The following is a 19,895-nucleotide window of genomic DNA, read 5'->3' on the forward strand; positions in this document are numbered from 1 at the left end:
TTTATAAATCTATGTTGAGCCCGAATACCATCTGTCTGGTCATTGGGAAACTTAGATTTCCGCCTCTTTCTGGATCGTACGGACCCATATTGCTAAACACAAAATAATTTTTGGCAGTGGCATAAAATCTCAACCGTGACACTTTTAATCTTTCTGTCACTGCGGTTGGGAAATTATACCCAACAGTTACATCCCTGATTTTTACGAAAGATCCATCCACATATTGAAGGGTCGAATAATAACGGGTACTCGCTCTGCTTGTCCCTGCATTTGGTCTTGGATAATCATTGGTTGGATTTTCCGGCGTCCAATAATCCAGCTTTGGACCATTTTCCAAACCGTCGATTTTATAGGAACCTGCAGCTTCGCTGACAATCATTTGTCCTTGTCTGGCATAGATGAAAAATGACAATTCCACTCCTTTATAAGTCACTCTATTGTTGAAACCTAGGGTGAATTTTGGGACTGCGCTACCAATGATAACCCTGTCTTCCGGCGTGATCAAACCATCACCGTCTTGGTCCCGAACCCTTACTTCGCCAGGTAGCTGTTGATTTACAGCAGCAGCATCCTCTTCTCCCAATTGCCAGATTCCAATCTTTTGGTAGTCATAAAAAGAATTGATGGGATGTCCCACAAACCAGCCATTGGCCAAATCCCGATCGCCGTCCACCAATTCCATAATGGATTCTTTGTTGCTGGAAAAGGTGATGTCAGAATTCCACCTGATGCCATTCATGCGGTCTACATTGATGGTGCTGATAAGTGCCTCAATTCCCCTGTTTCTCACTTTCCCTACATTGTCCCATGAGGAAGAAAAACCTGAAGTCGTCGGCAAGGCCCTTTGCATCAATAAATCCTTGGTGTCTTGCTGATAGGCATCAATTGAACCAGTAATCCTGTTGTTGAAAAACCCGAAATCCAAGCCAAAATTGGTCGTGGCGGTGGTCTCCCAGGAAAGTGTCGGCGCGGAGATCAAGGAAGGATAAAAACCAAAAGCTGGACTTTCGGCGGTTCCCCTGTCAAAAGCATATGTGCTTTTGGAAAGACCACCCAATGTTTGGTAAGGATTTACCGCACTGTTGCCTGAAATCCCATAACTCGTCCTGATTTTAAGATCTGTTAAACCTTCCATATTTTGTAAGAAACTTTCTTCTTTCAGTATCCATGAAAGTGCCGCAGATGGGAAATAGCCCCACTTGTTCCCCTTGGACAATACCGAGGACCCATCAGAGCGCATCAATAAAGTCAAGAGATATCTGTTTTTGAATTTGTAATTCACTCTTCCGAAGAAAGAAGCAAGAGAACGCTCTTCCAAAGAACTTCCAAGTCGGATGCCTGTTTGTGATGCACCAAGATTATTGAAGAGCATCGTTGGAGAAAGTAGGTTGCGGCCTTCAGCAAAATAGTTTTCCGAACTTTCGGTCCAAATACTTGTTCCCAACAATCCCTGCCATTCATGATCTCCGGACACATAGGTGTAGGTGGCAAAATTCTCCCAAGTAGTCCTCGAAAAGGAATTGTTGTCCGCACGAGCGAGTGACAATCCATTTGCACCCGTTGCTATGGTATTGGTAGCAGCAAATAATCCCCTTCTCATCGTAATGGCGTCGATTCCCAATCGGGAAGTAACAGTCAGATTTTTGGTAGCATTCCAGTCAAGGCTAAGGTTTCCAAAAAATCTTTTGTTCAGCTCATTGTCCTCGAAGTTGCCGCGGACCTGATCCATCAAAGGATTCAAAGTCGATGCATCTCCCACGGGAAAAGTATTGACATTTCCTTCACTGTCGAAAGGCATTCCCAATGGACTCATTTTATTTGCCTGATTCATCGGATCCGTTCTTCGGTCTTGGTCTTTCATGGTGTACATAAGATTGGTCGTGAGTTTCAAATTGTCCAAGACCTTATAATCTACCGTCAGCCTACCGCTATATCTGTTCAACTCATCTCTTTCCAAAAGCCCTTTTTCATTGAAATATTCCATAGAAAAGTAATAAGTGGCCTTGTCTGATCCACCCGAAGTGCTGATTTGATGGTTTTGTTGACTACCAGTTCCCAAAAGCTGTTGAGCCCAGTCTGTGTACCTGCCGTTTTGGAAATTCTCCAGTTGCGTTGGGTTGAAGATCTTTTCATCATCTGCAGGACTGTTCCACTCCCCTACGGTTCTTCTGGATTCCCGTCTCAGGTCCACCCACTCAGGTCCTGTCATGATATCTGCATAGCCGCCTAGGGTTTGAACGCCGTAGTAACTGTTCACCGAAATTTTACTTTTACCAGAAGCCCCTCTTTTGGTAGTGACCAAAATCACACCATTTGCACCCAAAGTACCATAAATGGCCGTGGCAGAAGCATCTTTCAACACCTCTATAGAGGCAATGTCGTTTGGATTCACATCCATGTTTGGACCATAAATGATCCCATCCACAATAATCAAAGGACCGTTGCTCGCATTGAGGGATCGATTTCCCCTGATGGTGAAATTAAGTCCCGCACCGGGTTGTCCACTCGCTTTGGTCAAATCCAAACCAGGAACTTTTCCCTGCATGACTTCCAAGGCATTGGTAACAGGAATCGCAGTGAGGTCTTTGTCCCTGATGGAGACCACCGAACCCGTCAAGTCTGATTTTTTGACCGTTCCATATCCCACGACTACGACTTCACCCAAATCCTGGGTATCGGTCTGAAGGGTTACATTGATGGTATTTTGATTGTTGACCTGAACTTCCTGGGTATTGTAGCCCACATAGGAAAAAATCAGGATACTGCCAGTACTTGGTACCTCGATAGTGTAGAGTCCATCAACATCTGTAATTGTTCCTTTTTGGGAATTCTTGAGCAAGATGGTAGCACCGGGAACAGGAAGATTGTCATCTCCTGACATGACTTGTCCCTTTACCAGAATTTGCTGTGCAAAAGACATGGAAGGTAACAATCCCAGGAAAATTAGGGAGAGAACAAAAAAAGCCTGGGACCTGATTTTGTTTTGGAGAGGGAGGAAAACAGGATTCCACCTTGATTTGAGCTGATGTTGCATTGTGCGCATTTGGGTTAATTGAGGGTAAATTGTTTGATTTATATTAGGTGGTTGAATTGATTTTTCAAAAGGTGAGGACAAGTGGATTCGACAGCTCTTCCACTACCTGATCTATGTAAATTTTAAAGCTTTCCTTGTCTTGAATCCCACCTTTTTCCTGTTCCCAAGCGGCGAGGAAATAGTAGGTAATGGTATTGCTTTCAGGTTTGAGGACCACTACATGGGAATGCTTGTCTTGGGTAAGCTCCATTTTTTGGGCACTTGGATAAATAACCGCAATACCGAGTTTGTCCTCGGCCAAACTCTGCGGCCCATAAGTAGCCAAATATTCAAAGGCCAATCCTTCTCCCCCAGTCATGACTTCAGCTTTTTGATCCTTGATCAGCCCGGTGGCAAAATTCCCGATTTCACCGGAACTGTTGAGCATTTGCTTGCTGAGCCTGGTTCCGGAGTGGATGCTCAAATTGGAGGTGATGGTGGTCTTGGAATCACCCAAATCCCATCCATAATATTTTGTTTCGATGGAAGAGTAAACAGGACCATTGTTCCTGACCGCTGCATAGAGGCTGTCGGTGACATCAACCCTTTTGGCTTGTCCATCGATAAAGGTGGCAATCGAACCTACACCGAGTGAACTCCCGACTTTCAACACATCCATTCCCCAATCCGACATGTCGTGGTAGGAGTCAAAATTGTCATGACCTACCCTCTGGAGAATGGGTTCCGGCACTTTCTTGCCAAAAACATCCACGCCATTTCTCCAATCCAAATAAAATCGGTAGCCCACCTTGTCTGATTCCCAACCCGGGCCTTCGTATCTGATAAACCAGGAATGATCGGTATGCTCAGCTGGCACATGCAATTCATCCACGTTTTGGAATGTCCCTCCCATATACACTCTGTTTTCAAAATGACCATCCACTTTGTGTGAAAGTTCTGCTTGGGTGAGTTTGGGATAATCTCGGGAAATTTCATTTTCGGAGTGATAGGCAATTTGGATAGACATTGTCTCTTTTGGCCCTATAAAAGGCAACACAAAAACAATCCCGATTTCATGCCCTTTGTCATTGTATTGTGAAGGGATTTCCATTTCGCCATTTTTCACCACAAAGCCTTTGGCGTTGAAATTTGGATACTTGCTGAGCAGGTCCCTCTCATTCAGATAAACCATCACATCGCTTCTCTCCCGATCCAAAGGATTGAAAACCTCCAGATCCATGGTGTCTGAAAATTCGGAAAGCTCTTTTTCGGGCGATCCACAGGAAAAGAGCACAAAGCTGAGGGCAAGAAAAATGTAGAAATTTAAAAGTTGGAAACAAGTAGCAGGTTTGTTCATGAAGGATTTGAGGTTAGAAGTTTTTTGTGTTCCAGTCAATGGCTTGAAAACGAAAATTGGGATTTGCGCAACATTTGCACAAAAGCAATCAATTAACAACCTATTGAGCAATCGATTGCACAATAAAAAGAGAATATTCGAAATAAAAAATAAAGCCCTTACTTTTTTCTTGAGAGAACCGTTTAAAAGATTACATCTGGTTTAAAAAGAAATAATATATGGCTGATCCTGTTTTTACGTGTTGAAAAAAATTTAGTCTTTTCATTTGTTTTTTGAGAAATTATTCAAGTATATTGCGCAAACGATTACATTAAATAAACTGCATGCATACCTTTATCCATACCCGATACGCCAACCATCCCGCTGATGTCAAAAATTATGACACAAAAGCTTTGCGGGAGCACTTTTTATTGGAAACCCTTTTTGTTCCCAATGAAATCCACGGAATTTACACCTTGAATGACAGATTGATCGTGGGGGGAATCCATCCCAAAAACGCTCCAGTTCAATTGGAAACAATCGACCAACTCAAAGCCGAATATTTCCTCGAAAGAAGGGAAATCGGAATCATCAATGTTGGGCAAGCAGCTTCCATCGAAGTAGATGGTACACAGTATACCCTAGCACACAAAGAAGCGCTTTACATTGGCAAGGGCGCTAAGGATGTCATTTTTCATCCCGCGACTGAGGGTGAAACCTTGTTTTATTTCAACTCCGCCCCCGCCCACAAATCCTATCCCACCAAAAAAGTGGGGCTGGAAGATGCCGAAGTGGTCACCTTGGGAGCCTTGGAAAACTCAAACCATAGAACGATATACAAGTTGTTGGTCAATTCGGTAGTGGAAACCTGCCAATTGCAAATGGGAATGACTTTGCTAAAACCTGGGAGTGTATGGAACACCATGCCAGCGCATACCCATGACAGAAGGATGGAAGCTTACTTTTATTTTGACGTTCCGGAAGGACAGGCAGTCTGTCATTATATGGGCCAACCAGAGGAAACCAGACATCTTTGGATGAAAAATAACCAAGCAGTCATCTCGCCGCCTTGGTCGATTCATAGTGGTGCGGGAACTTCCAATTATACATTTATATGGGGAATGGCAGGCGAAAACCTGGACTATGGAGACATGGATATCGTAGCCCCTACTGAATTATTCTAAATATGAAAAACCTATTTGACCTAAGTGGAAAAGTTGCATTAGTCACCGGAGCAACCCACGGATTGGGAATGGCCATGGCCAAAGCGCTTGCCCTTCAGGGTGCGACTTTGGTCATCAATGGCCATACCCCTTCCAAAATGGAATTGGCCCTGCAGGAATATGCAAAAGAAGGGATCTTTCCAAAACCTTACCTCTTTGATGTGTCCGATGTGGCGCAAGTCGCTGAGAACATTTCAAAGATCGAAACCGAAGTTGGCCCGATAGATATTCTGGTGAACAATGCAGGCATCATCAAAAGGGTACCCGCCTTGGAAATGGATCCTGAGGATTTCAGGAAAGTCATCGACATGGATTTGGTTTCCCCTTTTATTGTTTCCCAACGCGTTGCAAAAACCATGGTGGAACGAGGAGGAGGAAAGATCATCAATATTTGCTCCATGATGAGTGAATTGGGTCGGGACACCCTCAGTGCCTATGCATCGGCCAAAGGTGGATTAAAAATGTTGACCAGAAATCTTGCCACTGAATGGGCAAAATACAACATCCAAGTCAATGGAATAGGCCCTGGCTATTTCGCAACGGAACAGACCGCCCCCCTTAGGGTACCGGGAAATGCATTAAATGAATTTATAATCAGCCGTACACCTGCAGGGAAATGGGGCGATCCGGAGGATCTTGCAGGAGCTGTTATCTTTTTGTCCAGTAAATCTAGCGATTTTGTCAACGGACAGATTTTATATGTGGATGGAGGGATATTGGCCACGATTGGGAAGCCTAGAGACTAAAAAACGAAGTTGACTGAAGTGAAAATTTAAGGGTATCTTCCACACCATCTGCCCTGTTTGGTGAAGGCATACTGAAGGATTTTCATTGACGTTTTATTTTCCAAGTCCTGCTAGATACAAAAGATGGATTCACTAAATTCAGCAAAATTATAAAGACAAGCCCGCCAACTTTCGGTTTTGAAATGCAAATTGCTTTTAACCCGAAAAACGCCTTAGGTTTCCCAAAAGGGTTGGAACTGCAAGAAATTCAGACTGTTTGAAGAATAATGCAGTTTACCAATATGGTGAGGTTCAAAATCACAAACAATGACGGATTGTTAGGTAATTTCAAGCTGGAAAGAATAGGTAATGCGCCACACGGGTTAAACAATTCAATATGAAAAAGGGTAAATCTACCATCCATGATATCGCGGAGAAACTTGGAATCACCGCATCCACGGTATCCCGTGCACTGAATGATCACCCCCGGATTTCAGAAAACACCAAAAAACTGGTCATCAAAATGGCCCGGCAGTTAAACTACCAACCCAACAACATCGCCTCTGCCCTGCGCAGTGGCAAGAGCAAGTTGATCGGTGTAGTCGTTCCTACCGTAAACAGAAATTTCTTTTCCTCCGTCATCCGGGGAATTGAGGACATTGCCAACACCCTGGATTATAAGGTGATTATTTCACAGTCATACGAAGACTATGAAAAGGAAGTGCAGACTGTTGAGGCGCTACTCAATGCTAGGGTGGATGGAATCATCGCTTCCATTGCCAAAAACACGGAAAAATTCGACCATTTCCAGAAAGTTTTAGACAAAGGGATTCCACTTGTCCTATTTGACAGGATCACCAATTCCCTTGAAGTCAGTCAGGTGGTGATTGATGATCATTATGGCGCTTATCAGACAGTGGATCATTTGATCCAACAAGGTTGCAAACGAATTGTACATTTTACCAGTCCAAAAAAAATCAATATCTACAAAGAAAGGTTGCGGGGATACATGGATGCCTTACAGGACCATTCGATTCCCTTCGACCCTTTGTTGATCGAAGAAAGCAATATGCAGCTCGAAGATGGCAGGCAGAGCATGTTGAACATTCTTGAAAAGAACATACCCTTCGATGCCGTGTTTTCTTCCTCGGATTATGCAGCCATGGGCGCCATGCAGGTGCTCAAGGAAAGGGGATTCAAAATCCCCGAACAAGTAATGATGGCCGGGTTTGGAAATGAACCCTTCACCTCTTTCACAGATCCTCCCCTGACTACCGTAGACCAAAAAAGTATTCCCATGGGGAAAGAAACCGCCGAAACATTTTTCGAATTGCTGAAATCCGACCAAAAAAAGGACTCCCCCCAAAAAACAGTATTGAAACCTGAGTTGATCATCAGAAGATCAAGCCAGAAAAAATAATCAAAACATTTTATATTATGCATTCACCCGTAATTGAACAAAACAGGTTTTTGACTCAGGATTTTCTTCTCAAAACTGATTTTGCCAAATTGCTTTACCATGATTATGCGGCCAAACTGCCCATCATCGATTACCACTGCCATTTATCTCCCCATGACATTGCCACCAACCGAAAATTCAACTCCCTCACGGAGATCTGGCTGAACGGCGATCACTATAAGTGGAGAGCGATGAGGACTTTGGGTATTTCCGAACATTTCATTACCGGGAAGGCAAGCGACGAAGAAAAATTCCAAAAATGGGCGGAAGCAGTTCCCTATACACTGAGAAATCCACTGTATCATTGGACACATTTAGAATTGCGGCGTTATTTTGGAATCGAGGAATTGTTGACTCCAAAAACCGCAACGAAAGTATATGGAGAGGCGACGGCACTTTTGCAGGGTCCGGAATTCCATACCCAAGGCTTGTTGAAAAGAATGCATGTGGAAACCGTTTGTTCTACTGATGATCCCACGGATTCTTTGGAATACCACATCCTGGCCAAGAAAAACAAGGTCCCAACCAAACTCCTTCCCACATTCAGGCCAGACAAGTCTTATGCGGTAGAAAATCCAGGAAGCTATGTAACGTATCTGAACCTTCTTTCCGATACCAGTGGAGTGGAAATTTGCAGGTATTCGGATTTGTTACAAGCCCTTGAAAACCGGATTTCCTTCTTTCACGACATGGGAGGAAGACTTTCGGACCATGGTTTGGAGCAACTATACTTCTTTGAGTTGGGAACCTTTGACGTGGAAACACTTTTCAGGAAACTTCAGGAAGGAAAAACCCTACAATCCAAAGAAGTAGACTATTTCAAATTTCACACCTTGGTGGAGTTGAGCAAAATGTACCATGCCAAGGGCTGGACACAACAGTACCACTTGGGCGCTCTACGCAACACCAACGACAGGATGTTGCGCACTTTGGGTCCGGATACGGGATTTGATTCCATTGGAGACTTCTCTCAGGCAAGGGCATTGGGAAGCTATCTGAATCTCTTGGACAGCAGCGACCAACTCGCCAAGACCATCCTTTACAACCTGAACCCATCCGACAATGAAGTGTTGGCAACCATGGTGGGGAATTTCAATGATGGCTCCATCAAGGGCAAAATCCAATTCGGTTCAGGCTGGTGGTTTTTGGATCAAAAAGATGGGATGGAAAAGCAGCTCAACGCCCTGTCCAATATGGGGATGCTGAGTTGCTTTGTGGGAATGCTGACGGATTCGAGGAGTTTCCTTTCTTTCCCGAGACATGAATATTTCCGCAGGATTCTCTGTAATCTAATCGCTCAAGATGTCGAAAATGGAGAACTTCCCGCTGACGAAGTTTGGCTGGGCAAAATCATTTCCGACATCTCCTATTACAATGCGAAGGAATATTTTCGCTTTTAAAATCCTGTCTTAAACCTTCTTATAGTGAAATCCACTTCCTTTCCCAATGTCATCCCCAATCCAAAACCATGAAAAATCTAAATAGACAAAATATAGACACAGCCAAAAGGCCAGTCAAAATCCTTCAGTTTGGAGAAGGGAATTTCTTACGGGGATTTGTAGACTGGATGGTGGATGTGATGAATGAGAAGACCTCATTTGATGGAGATGTGGTCGTGGTGCAACCCATTGCCCAAGGTCTGGCTAAAATGCTAAAAGCGCAGGATGGATTGTATCATGTGCTGCTTCAGGGGATCCAAAACGGAAAGTCCACTCAGGAAAGTCGATTGATTACCTGTATACAGGAAGCCATGAATCCATTTGAGGACTATGCTGCATATTTGGAATTGGGTGAGAATCCGGATTTGAGATTTGTCATTTCCAATACCACAGAGGCTGGGATCACCTTTGATCCAGAAGACAAGGAGCATCAATCGATCCCCCTCACTTTCCCTGGGAAATTGACAGCTTTGCTTTTCAAAAGATTTCAAACTTTCAATGGCGATCCAAAAAAAGGCTTGGTGCTGATTCCTTGTGAATTGATCGACAAGAATGGTGCTATCCTGAAGGAATGTATTTTGAAATATGCAAAACTTTGGCATTTGTCGGAGCCATTTTCCTCTTGGATCGAAGAAGCCAATTCTTTTTGCAATACCTTGGTGGATAGAATTGTCCCGGGATTCCCAAGGGAAACCATAGGAGAGATTCAGGAGGAATTGGGTTATGAGGACAATCTTGTCGTGATGGCGGAACCCTTTCATCTTTGGGTGATCGAAGGACCTGAAGGACTAGAAAAGGAATTCCCCGCTGCTCAGGCTGGACTCCAGGTGAAATTCGTAAAAGACCAAAATCCTTATCGCACCCGAAAAGTAAGAATCTTGAATGGTGCCCACACTGCTTTGGTGCCGGTTGCATTCCTGAAGGGTTTTAGGACGGTCAGGGAATCCGTAGAAGATCCGGAAATGGGTGAATTTATCAAAGCAACCATTTTTGGGGAAATCATCCCAACCTTGGATTTGCCCAAGGAGGAATTGGAACAATTCGCCAATGATGTTTTGGACAGGTTTCGAAATCCATTTATCCGACATGAGTTGGTCTCGATTTCCCTCAACTCCATTTCAAAATTCAAGGTCAGGGTACTTCCCTCGATTTTGGAATACCATAGAATCAAAGGGATTTGGCCGGCACACCTTATCCAATCTTTTGCCGCCCTGATTGCTTTTTACAAAGGAGAAATCAATGGAGAACCAATTCCGCTCAAGGATGATGAACCTGTCATGGCTTTCTTTAAGGAGGTTTGGAAGGAGGAAAATCTGGAAACCGTCGTGGAGAAAACCTTGGGGAGGATAGATTTCTGGGGAATGGATCTGAGCCAATTAGAAGGTTTGAAAGACGCTGTATTGGGAAATCTGAAGGAAACCACTGTAGAAAGTTGACATAAAAAATCAAATCTGTTTTATGCATTCCGAACACAATTGAATATCACAATTTACTGATATTCAATTGCTTAATTACTATTTTTAAATTCACCCTATTGGTGCAGGTATTTATTCTCCCAATAGTCTGATTTTCTTTCAGTTTCAATCCCATTTGGAAAACTATTGCATCTTTCGGGTTAAACCATCAATAAAATAAAAAAGGCAGTTCCAATGATTTGGAACTGCCTTTTTTCATTATACAGAATAAGAATCCTTATTTCAGATTCAAACGCTTACTTTCTGGGTAGCACATCAATGATAACCGTACGATTATAAGCACGCTCCTCAGGAAACTTGTTTTGGAAAGGAGAAAGGTTTGCGTCTTCGCCAAATGCTTTGACGTCAAACTTCACATCGTTTCTTCCAGCCTTCAAAAGACTTCTTTCAAGAATGCTTTTCACATCATTGGCACGAGCCTGAGACAATGCCAAGTTGTAGGCTTCTTCCCCTATCGCATCCGTATGACCATGAATCACGACAGTAGCACCTTGAGTGATTTTTGGGGCAACCACATCCGTAAGATATTTCTCATAGGAGGCAATGGCTTTTGCATCATTGAATTCATAGATTACGCTGAATCTCATTCCTTCTTGACTGGTAGGAGGAGTCCATTTTACAATTTTGGAGGTGGTTTCTTTCCTGATGGTTTCTCCGCTTTCGGTTTGACCCACCATGGCAATCTTGTATTCACCTTCAGGCTTGTCACCCAAGATCAATTTACCAGGGAGACTTATTTTGTTCTCCGTGTAAGGCCCAAAATTTTGCACCCTTCCCTGATCATCCTTCACTTCAAGTCTCCAAGAAGTAAATGCTTCTTCGGCTCCTTCAACATCAAAAGATACATAACTCTCCTCTGGGGCTTCCGTGGATACAGGTCTCAATGGAGCGTCCAATCCACCTTTGAATTCCATCAACAAAGCAGGGAAACTACTTTCGATAGACACTCTTCGGTCTCCTTCAAGCAATAGGTCGAGCTCACGCGTGCCTCCTTGCTTTTTAGATGGAATTTTTGGTTTATCCAAACCTTCGGTAGCGATCCTTGTTTCTGCAATTCCCCATGTGCCAACCAAATATTTTTTGATGGTTTCGGCCATTTTGGTTCCTTCTTGGGATCCTTTTTCTGAGGATCCTACCAGCTTGATGCTTGCAGAAGGATTTTTCACCATGCGATCCCCAAGGATGTTCAACACATTGTAATACACCATCATCTGTCGGTCAGATCGACCAGACAATACAGTCGGCGCAAACACTTCCAATTGGTCCGCTTTGAAATCCTTTACTTGCTCTTTTTCAAGAATTACATAACGTTTGGGGATTTCGGTTGATCCAGCATTGAAGAATACATAATTCCGAAGTGGGAAGGTTTCAATGATTTGATTGCCCAAAGGAAGATTTTTGGGTGAATCGATCTTGAAGCCGACCTCTGGAGACACGTACGAGACAGGCGCAGCCAAGACAGCCGGGATTTTACGCCCTTTGCCAAACTTCAGTGCAGCGCCTACCCTTACTGTGGTCAAAGTCCAAGTTTCTGAAGACCTTGGATTCTGCCCAAAATAAGGCTGGAACGAAACAAATGGAGCAAGCACAGTTTGGACTTTGTTTGCTTGGGAGGAAAGCGGGATATCATATCCAGCACCGATCTGCATAGAGATCAGATTTTTGTTGGTATTGCTAAATTCACCATTGACCTCAGGCGTGGGCGCCTGATCCGGAAAGTCCGGATTGATTCCCAACTGATAGGTAAATGCATTGGTCCTGTTGAAGCCAAATCTCGGGCCCCCGTACAGATAAAAGTTCGACTTGAACGGTGCAAATCTAAGGCTCGGTTCTATGGTCAAGTAACTCAGGTCAGTTGACAAGTCAGCAGGACAGTTGCAAGCGGTTCTGATCTGGTCGAAGCTGCTTTTTCGCGAATCAAATCCGGCCTGAAGCATCATTCCCCATCTCGATTCCGGACGGTGATACTCCAATACGGGTCCAAGAAAAAGCCCAACACCATTGCCATGGTTGAAGGCTGCGGGGATCATCAAACTTGAATTCAACCGCTGGGTAGTCCCTTGATTGAAATTGAAATTTGCTCCTGCTGCAGCCCCAAACCACCAAGAGGGCCTAGAAAACTGGACTTCCTGGGCAACAAGTGGTGCTTGAATACCCATAAACATCAATCCCCCGAAAATGAGACTTTTATTGACCATGTGGTAAGGGGACCACGCAGCGCGCGATCCCTTTTTTATATTATTGGATGATTTCATTTTTCTAAGATTAAGGTTTTTCAATGATGTTTGTATTGGTCATGACCACTGCTCCATTGAGGACCAACATTCTTCCTGTAATTTTTGCACCTGAATTCATGGTGATGGAAGTGAAGGCCAAAACATTCCCTTTGAAATTGGTATTGTCACCAATCGTCGCAGAGCTTCCCACTTGCCAGAAAATGTTTTTGGCTTGGGCGCCTCCGGTCAAAATAACGTTTCCACCAGATCCGCCAACAGTGGTGAAACCTGAAGCGATTTGGAAAATCCAAACTGCATTGGGATCACCCTGGGCATCAAGTGTCAAATCGCCTGCTTGAATCAAAAGCGTGGAATTGGATTTGTATATCCCTGGGGCAAGGGTTTTGCCACCTTGGTCTCCGGCCATCGTCGCAGGTGCTGGGGATGATGCTCCTTCAGCAAACAAATAAGCCTGTAACAAATCCGATTTGGCCTGTATCAGCATGGCCGCAACACCAGCTGGCGAAGCATCGTCCGAAGCATATATGGCACCATTCACCACGATCGCAGGAGGAAATCCTGTTACCGAAGAACGAGCGCCTGGAGAAATCCCCACATCCAAGTTTCGGATTTCACTGAATCCTGCATTGTTGCTGATTCCCGTTGCTGCAAAAATCCCAAATCTACCAGCGGTCTTAAGATCCACAAAATAGGCAGATGTCGGGTTTTCAATTCTGAAACTCCAAACATAATCATTGACCAAATTTGAACCTGCTATACTTTGTGCTCCAGTGGTGATGGTCGCTGTGTACACTTGATTTGCTGAAAGTAAGCTAGTTGGTGTAAATGAAGCGGTTGTTCCACTGTAGGAAACCATTCCAGCAACATTTGCCCCATTCAATTGAAGCTTAAAGGTGTTTCCATTGATCGATGTAGCATCCATTGGAATACTAAATGTCGCTCTAACGACCTTATTACGCGCCACATTAGTAGCATTGTTCATGGGGTCCGTCGATAGCACCGTTGGTACAATAGGCGCTACAGTGGTGAAAGTCCAAACATAATTGTTTGCCAGGCCTGTACCCGCTGAATTTTTGGCTTCAGTGGTGATCGTTCCAGTATAAACCAAATTGGGCAAAAGCGGAACGTTTGGCGTAAAGGATGCCGTTGTTCCATTGTAGGAAACATTTCCTGCTATTGCTGTTTGACCTTGTTTCAATGTGAATGTTGCTCCGGTAATCGTCGCTGGATTCATGGCTTCGCTGAAAGTGGCATTAACCACCTTGTTGAGCGCCACGTTGGTTGCATTGTTTGCCGGATCGGTAGAAACCACAGTCGGAGCCACATTGGCTGCTGTCGTAAAGGTCCAAACAAAATTGTTTGCCAAACCTGTACCCGCTGCATTCTTGGCTTCGGTTGTAATGGTTCCCGTGTAGACAAGACCACCAGAGAATGGATTGGTAGGTGTAAAGGAAGCTGTTGTTCCGCTATAGGTAACAGTTCCGGCAACCGCCGTTTGACCTTGTTTCACTGTGAAAGTTGCCCCTGTGATCGTCGCTGGATTCATGGCTTCGCTAAAAGTGGCTTTAACCACCTTGTTGAGCGCCACGTTGGTTGCATTGTTTGCCGGATCGGTAGAAACCACAGTCGGAGACACATTGGCCGAAGTGGTAAATGTTGAAACAAAATTGCTTGCCAAAGGAGTGCCGTCCACATTTTTTGCACCAATGGTAATGGTGACCGTGTAGACTAGGTTCGATGCAAGTGGATTGTTTGGTGTAAAGGTCGCTGTTGTTCCATTGTAAGAAACTATTCCTGAAACCGCGTTTCCACCTTGTTTCACTGTAAAGGTTGTTCCGGTAATGGTAGCTGGATTCATTGCCTCGCTGAAAGTTGCCTTGATCAATTTATTGATTGGGACACCCGTGGCATTGTTGGCAGGATCAATGGAAACAACCATAGGAGCAATACTTGCCACTGTGGTGAAAGACCATACATAATTGCTGGCAATTGCAGTTCCTGCTCCATTTTTTGCTCCAGTGGTAATGGTACCTGTGTAAACCAAATTAGGAGAAAGCGGATTGGTCGGCGTAAAGGTCGCAGTGGTACCCGCATAAGTGACCGTTCCAGCCACAGCCGTATTTCCTTGTTTCAATGTGAAGGTACTTCCCGTGATTGTAGCCGGATTCATGGCTTCATTGAAAACAGCCTTGATTGCCTTGTTCATGGCTACACCCGTGGCGTTATTGGCTGGGTCGGTTGAGTTCACCGTTGGCACGTTCAAAGCCGCAGTCGTGAATGACCAAACAAAATTATTTGCAAGGCCTGTTCCAGCTGCATTTTTAGCATCGGTGGTGATGGTACCAGTGTAAACCAAACTAGGAGAAAATGGATTGGTCGGCGTGAAAGTGGCCGTGGAACCACTATAAGTCACTGTTCCAGCAACATTTGTAGTGCCTTGTTTGATCGTGAATGTTCCGCCAGAGATTGTGGCTGGATTCATCGCTTCAGAGAAAGTGGCTTTCACTACTTTGTTGAGTGCTACACTGGTCGCGTTATTTCCTGGGTCTGTAGAAGATACCGTTGGGGCAACAATTGCAGCAGTGGTGAAGGTCCAGACAAAATTGTTGGCCATTGCTGTTCCTGCAGTGTTTTTGGCTCCAGTTGTAATGGTACCCGTATACACCAAATTGGAAGAAAGTGGATTGGTCGGCGTAAAAGTAGCCGTCGTTCCACTGTAAGTCACTGTTCCGGGAACATTTGTGGTACCTTGCTTGACCGTGAAAGTCGACCCAGAGATAGTGGCTGGATTCATCGCTTCAGAGAAAGTGGTTTTGATCACTTTGTTGATGGCCACACCAGTCGCATTGTTGGCTGGATCCGTGGAAGCAACTTTAGGGATTGCAAAATTTCCGGTGGTAAATGTCGATACAAAATCATTTGCCATTGGAATGCCCGCAGGATTCTTTACCAATTTGGAGATTGTCACCGAATAGGTTGTATTCGACAACAGGCTGATGATCGGCGTGAAAACCGCACTGGAATCCGAATAAGTGACAGTTCCGGCAACTGCTACCGAACCAATTTTAACTGTAAAGGCAGAAGCATTGATCGTTGCCGCATTCATCAGTTCACTGAAAGTGACTTTGATGGCTTTGTTGGCAGGTACACTGATGGCCAAGTCTTTCGGGTCAATGGCGATAACGGTTGGAGCCGTTCCAGTATTGAAAGTCCAATTGTAAGTTGTTGCCATTGGGATTCCATCTTTGTTTTTAACTTCGGTGGAGATGGTTCCTTTGTAAGTAGTACCTGGCAAAAGATCATTGGCAGGTTTGAAGCTGGCCGTATTGCCCGCATAGCTGATTGCACCTGAAACTGGGGTGGTCCCTGCCATCAAGGTAAATGAAGCTGCTGAAATGGACAATGAATCCATTTTCATGCTGAATGTGGCGGTGATTGTTTTATCAAGTGCAACTCCCGTTGCCAAATTAGCTGGGTCGGTCGCAATCACAGTCGGCGATACACCCGTGGTGAAAGTCCAAACATAGGCGGTTTGCAAAGCATTCCCCATCACATCTTTGACGATGGGTTCTACCCTACCTGTATAAGTCGTGTTTGGTGAAAGATTTGCGGAAGGTTTAAAATTCATGCTATTGGTCTCCGCTTGGAAAGTCAATTCACCTGAAATTTCTTCGGCGATTCCACCCGAAGTATTGATCACTCTCAAACTAAATGCGCCAGGAACAATACTTGCCGGATCCATGGCCTCATTGAAGGTAACAGTGATCGTTTTGGTCAATTGGACTCCGATGGCATCGGTAACAGGATTTGTGGATTCAACCTCCGGGCAAATCCCCAAAACCTCATCAAATTCATCCTTACAGCTACCAAACAAGGCGCCTAAGGATACAGCTGCCAATGCGGTCAGCCATATTCGGTTTTTGGTACTTTCTTTTTTCATAATATTTGTGATTCAAATTAAACTGGGTGATTTCTTGATTTTTTGTCCGTGGAATACGCGCTGAAGTGGAACCAATCAAAATGATAACAAATCACACAAATACGGCAAAACGGATTTTGTGAATCCATAACTGCAACTCGTAGCGAAATTTGTCTGGGTGATTGAAAATGGCCTATTTCCAGCGTATTGTGACATAAAGGTGAGCAGGTTTTCAAAGGAAAAAATTACACTAAAACAAAATAATCTTCCATAAATCACAGATTTACAAAATATTATTTAAGATGGATTAAAAATTCACAAAATATTGATTGTCAAAGATTTAAACTTTTTTATAAACTTTTTTATAAAAAATTGACTGCCGAAATTAATCCATATAAGGAAGCAACCCAACCCAATGAAAATTCAACGTTCAAAACTTCACCAGCTACAACAATATCCATTCCTCCAAAAATTAAATTGTAAAAAGAAGTCTTTGGGTATGACCAACGAAATGCAGGAATGAAAACCTGATTGTCAATACCACACCAAAGAATTTCAAACCCGTTTTATGCATTGCCAATTCAAGCCAAAAAATGCTTCATAATCAATTGGTTGTAAACTATTTTTCATTTCACCATATCAGCAATAGACCATATTGCCCTAATACGTTGATTTTTTAAGAGTTACTGCCTCTCCTAGAAATCTAATCCATATTTCGGATTAAATCCAAAACGATCAAGCGACCAAAATTTTAACTTGATAAAAATTCAAAATATGATTTTTTTATAAAGTAAAAATTAAATTAATTATGTAAATTATGCAATTGTTTCAAAAATAAGCAAAACGGTTTTTTAGCTTTCCAACCAAATACCAACCCTTGGGATGAGAAAAATTTCATTGGTCAGATGAGCTTCCCTAAAAGTACATCAACATGAAAACACGCTTTCACGAAACGCTCAACCTTCGGATCGACCAGGTGCAATTGTCCGGGGAAATGATTCTCCCCGAAAAGGCGAGTTCCTTGGTGCTTTTTTCCCATGGAAGTGGTAGCAGTCGATTCAGTCCCAGAAATAATTTTGTGGCCAAAGAGCTTCACAACGTGCAAATTGGTTCATTTCTGTTTGACCTATTGACCGAGGAAGAAGATGAAATGTATTCCAACCGATTCAATATCGAAATGCTTACCTCCCGTTTGGTTCAGGTGACCGAAATGATCGCTGCTGACACGCGTTTTTCTGATCTGAAAATGGGGTATTTCGGAGCGAGTACGGGTGCGGCCTCTGCCCTGAAAGCCGCTGCAAAATTACCCGATTTGATCCATGCGGTGGTTTCCAGGGGAGGCAGACCCGATCTGGCAACACCTGAAATTTCAGAAGTAAAAGCCCCGACCCTATTGATCGTGGGAGGTTTGGATTTGGAGGTGATCCAGTTGAACAAAACCGCTTACGAATTCATGACTTGTACCAAAAAATTGAAAATTGTGGAAGGTGCCACCCATCTCTTTGAAGAACCTGGGACACTGGAACAGGTGGCTACCTATGCGGCAGTTTGGTTCAAAACCTATTTGGTGTAAACCCAAAATATGCAAAAGATTCTCAAATGGGATTGAAATTGTAAGAAAACCAGACTATTTGGAGAATAGGGCAGTGTACCGATAGGGCAAAGTCAAAAATGATGGATAACTGAATGATTATTATGACATCTAAGACCGGAATAAAATTGGAAATGCATGACACGGGTTAAACTTTAATCTTATCAAAATGAGCATACTTTTCAGAAACCGAAACGAGGCAGCCCTATTGCTGGCTGATCAATTGATAAAATACCGCGGAAAGGATGGAATTGTCTTGTCAATCCCCAGAGGAGGCGTACCAATGGCTGCCATCGTGGCCAAAAACCTTGGCTTTCCTTTGGAAATCATTCTTTCGAAGAAAATCGGGCATCCCTTAAATCCCGAATATGCGATTGGCTCTGTCACCATGGACACTGTTCTAGTGGATGATTCAATTGCTGATGTTGACAAAAGCTACATCAAAAATGAGATCGATCGACTTTCCAAAGAACTGAAAAAAAGATTTGAATTTTTTATGGGAAACCGAAAGCCTGCTTCCCTCAAAAACAAAATCGTGATCGTGGTAGATGATGGCATTGCCACCGGCCACACCATGAAATCCACAATCGAATCCATCCGAAAAGAGAACCCGAAAGAATTGATCGTGGCCGTGCCTGTCGCTCCTCCCCGTACTGCCCGAGAAGTTCGCGAAATGGTGGATGAACTGATATGCCTCCACACTCCTGATGATTTTTATGGTGTGGGACAATTTTATGCGGATTTCGGTCAGGTGAGTGATGATGAAGTCATCGCGCTGCTAAAGGAAATGCGGGAAAATCCAACTTCATGAACTTTCCATGAAAACTGTCGTCCATTTTTTTCGCAAATGATTGTCAAATTGGCCTTGCATGAGCCTACTTTTCTGTCGGCAATCGTACATATAAAAAAAAACGATCATTTGGTGATTTTGATTTCATCAAACACATTTCCGTTGCCATCCAATTGTCTCAAAATCAGTGTTTTTCCATCCGTTTCCACCATGGTAAAGGAATGCCGATCCGAAACCAGCTTTACGGTAAAAGGAGCCCAGTTTTCCGGCGTTCCTTTTGTCCATAAATCAGGGTTCTCACTGATTTCGGGATCATACAGGGCCGCCCCTCCGGCACCCGTGACGATGTGAATGATACCTTCCGGTTTGGTGACGTTGACACCATCAAAATTGAGATCCAAGGTAAATTCTCCATCGACACTCCCCTCTTCCGACACGACAAATCGGGTCCCTTCCTCATTGATTTTTGGATTGAACTTCAAGGGAATAGTCCGCTGGTAATTGTGCACATGTCCATTAAATACGAGGTCAACGCCCAAAGATTCAAATATAGGGGCGGCCAATCTCATCACCTGATATTGGTGGTGCTGGAGACTGGAATTGAAAGCTGGATGGTGATAAGCCACGATTTTCCAATCTGCTTTGCTGCTGCGCAAATCGTTCGCCAGCCACTCCATCAATGCAGGAT

12 protein-coding genes are annotated in these 19,895 nt (G+C 43.8%); 7 read left to right on the forward strand and 5 right to left on the reverse strand.

Going from position 1 to position 19,895, the window contains the following annotated elements:
* Position 1 precedes the first annotated feature (1 nt).
* A complete protein-coding gene (locus Q7J63_RS18430) occupies positions 2 to 3,034 on the reverse strand; it encodes a TonB-dependent receptor (RefSeq protein ID WP_139189816.1) in 3,033 nt (1,010 codons plus the stop codon).
* Positions 3,035 to 3,098: 64 nt separating this feature from the next.
* Positions 3,099 to 4,370: a DUF4861 domain-containing protein gene (locus Q7J63_RS18435; RefSeq protein WP_304888311.1), complete on the reverse strand. Its 1,272-nt coding sequence runs from the start codon at positions 4,368 to 4,370 to the stop codon at positions 3,099 to 3,101.
* Between the two features lie 323 nt (positions 4,371 to 4,693).
* On the opposite strand from Q7J63_RS18435, the gene kduI reads away from it, so the two are divergent.
* From kduI to Q7J63_RS18460, 5 genes are all read left to right on the forward strand, one after another.
* Positions 4,694 to 5,533: a 5-dehydro-4-deoxy-D-glucuronate isomerase gene (gene kduI, locus Q7J63_RS18440; protein WP_304888313.1), complete on the forward strand. Its 840-nt coding sequence runs from the start codon at positions 4,694 to 4,696 to the stop codon at positions 5,531 to 5,533.
* A gap of 2 nt (positions 5,534 to 5,535) precedes the next feature.
* Positions 5,536 to 6,318 carry a gluconate 5-dehydrogenase gene (locus Q7J63_RS18445; RefSeq protein ID WP_019598432.1) on the forward strand — a complete coding sequence of 261 codons (783 nt, stop codon included), beginning with the start codon at positions 5,536 to 5,538 and terminating at the stop codon, positions 6,316 to 6,318.
* Positions 6,319 to 6,694: 376 nt separating this feature from the next.
* The gene (locus Q7J63_RS18450) at positions 6,695 to 7,717 is read left to right on the forward strand and encodes a LacI family DNA-binding transcriptional regulator (protein ID WP_019598433.1); all 1,023 of its coding nucleotides are present in this window, start codon (positions 6,695 to 6,697) and stop codon (positions 7,715 to 7,717) included.
* Between the two features lie 17 nt (positions 7,718 to 7,734).
* Positions 7,735 to 9,156, forward strand: a complete 1,422-nt coding sequence (gene uxaC, locus Q7J63_RS18455) for a glucuronate isomerase (RefSeq protein ID WP_304888316.1) — start codon at positions 7,735 to 7,737, stop codon at positions 9,154 to 9,156.
* Between the two features lie 68 nt (positions 9,157 to 9,224).
* Complete coding sequence (locus tag Q7J63_RS18460) at positions 9,225 to 10,631, forward strand: tagaturonate reductase (RefSeq protein WP_304888317.1); 1,407 nt, start codon at positions 9,225 to 9,227, stop codon at positions 10,629 to 10,631.
* Positions 10,632 to 10,906: 275 nt separating this feature from the next.
* On the opposite strand, the gene Q7J63_RS18465 is transcribed toward Q7J63_RS18460, so the two are convergent.
* Both Q7J63_RS18465 and Q7J63_RS18470 read right to left on the reverse strand, forming a co-directional pair.
* Positions 10,907 to 12,925, reverse strand: a complete 2,019-nt coding sequence (locus tag Q7J63_RS18465; RefSeq protein ID WP_304888318.1) for an OmpA family protein — start codon at positions 12,923 to 12,925, stop codon at positions 10,907 to 10,909.
* Between the two features lie 10 nt (positions 12,926 to 12,935).
* On the reverse strand, positions 12,936 to 16,847 hold the full coding sequence (locus Q7J63_RS18470) for an Ig-like domain-containing protein (RefSeq protein WP_304888319.1): 3,912 nt from the start codon (positions 16,845 to 16,847) through the stop codon (positions 12,936 to 12,938).
* A gap of 910 nt (positions 16,848 to 17,757) precedes the next feature.
* On the opposite strand from Q7J63_RS18470, the gene Q7J63_RS18475 reads away from it, so the two are divergent.
* Together Q7J63_RS18475 and Q7J63_RS18480 are read left to right on the forward strand one after the other, a co-directional pair.
* Positions 17,758 to 18,399 carry a dienelactone hydrolase family protein gene (locus Q7J63_RS18475; RefSeq protein ID WP_304888321.1) on the forward strand — a complete coding sequence of 214 codons (642 nt, stop codon included), beginning with the start codon at positions 17,758 to 17,760 and terminating at the stop codon, positions 18,397 to 18,399.
* A gap of 187 nt (positions 18,400 to 18,586) precedes the next feature.
* Positions 18,587 to 19,228: a phosphoribosyltransferase gene (locus Q7J63_RS18480; RefSeq protein WP_304888322.1), complete on the forward strand. Its 642-nt coding sequence runs from the start codon at positions 18,587 to 18,589 to the stop codon at positions 19,226 to 19,228.
* A 104-nt stretch (positions 19,229 to 19,332) separates the two neighbouring features.
* Here Q7J63_RS18480 and Q7J63_RS18485 read toward each other — a convergent pair.
* Positions 19,333 to 19,895: metallophosphoesterase (locus tag Q7J63_RS18485; RefSeq protein WP_304888323.1), on the reverse strand; the 563-nt coding region annotated here is incomplete at its 5' end.

It is taken from the genome of Rhodonellum sp. (genome assembly GCF_030656585.1).
In the GTDB taxonomy this organism is placed as follows: domain Bacteria; phylum Bacteroidota; class Bacteroidia; order Cytophagales; family Cyclobacteriaceae; genus Rhodonellum; species Rhodonellum psychrophilum.

Coding starts and splice junctions, on each gene's coding strand:
- Q7J63_RS18435 (WP_304888311.1), bottom strand. CDS start 4,370: ATGAACAAACCTGCTACTTGTTTCCAACTTTTAAATTTCTACATTTTT.
- Q7J63_RS18475 (WP_304888321.1), top strand. CDS start 17,758: ATGAAAACACGCTTTCACGAAACGCTCAACCTTCGGATCGACCAGGTG.
- Q7J63_RS18445 (WP_019598432.1), top strand. CDS start 5,536: ATGAAAAACCTATTTGACCTAAGTGGAAAAGTTGCATTAGTCACCGGA.
- uxaC (WP_304888316.1), top strand. CDS start 7,735: ATGCATTCACCCGTAATTGAACAAAACAGGTTTTTGACTCAGGATTTT.
- Q7J63_RS18450 (WP_019598433.1), top strand. CDS start 6,695: ATGAAAAAGGGTAAATCTACCATCCATGATATCGCGGAGAAACTTGGA.
- Q7J63_RS18465 (WP_304888318.1), bottom strand. CDS start 12,925: ATGAAATCATCCAATAATATAAAAAAGGGATCGCGCGCTGCGTGGTCC.
- Q7J63_RS18430 (WP_139189816.1), bottom strand. CDS start 3,034: ATGCAACATCAGCTCAAATCAAGGTGGAATCCTGTTTTCCTCCCTCTC.
- Q7J63_RS18470 (WP_304888319.1), bottom strand. CDS start 16,847: ATGAAAAAAGAAAGTACCAAAAACCGAATATGGCTGACCGCATTGGCA.
- Q7J63_RS18480 (WP_304888322.1), top strand. CDS start 18,587: ATGAGCATACTTTTCAGAAACCGAAACGAGGCAGCCCTATTGCTGGCT.
- kduI (WP_304888313.1), top strand. CDS start 4,694: ATGCATACCTTTATCCATACCCGATACGCCAACCATCCCGCTGATGTC.
- Q7J63_RS18460 (WP_304888317.1), top strand. CDS start 9,225: ATGAAAAATCTAAATAGACAAAATATAGACACAGCCAAAAGGCCAGTC.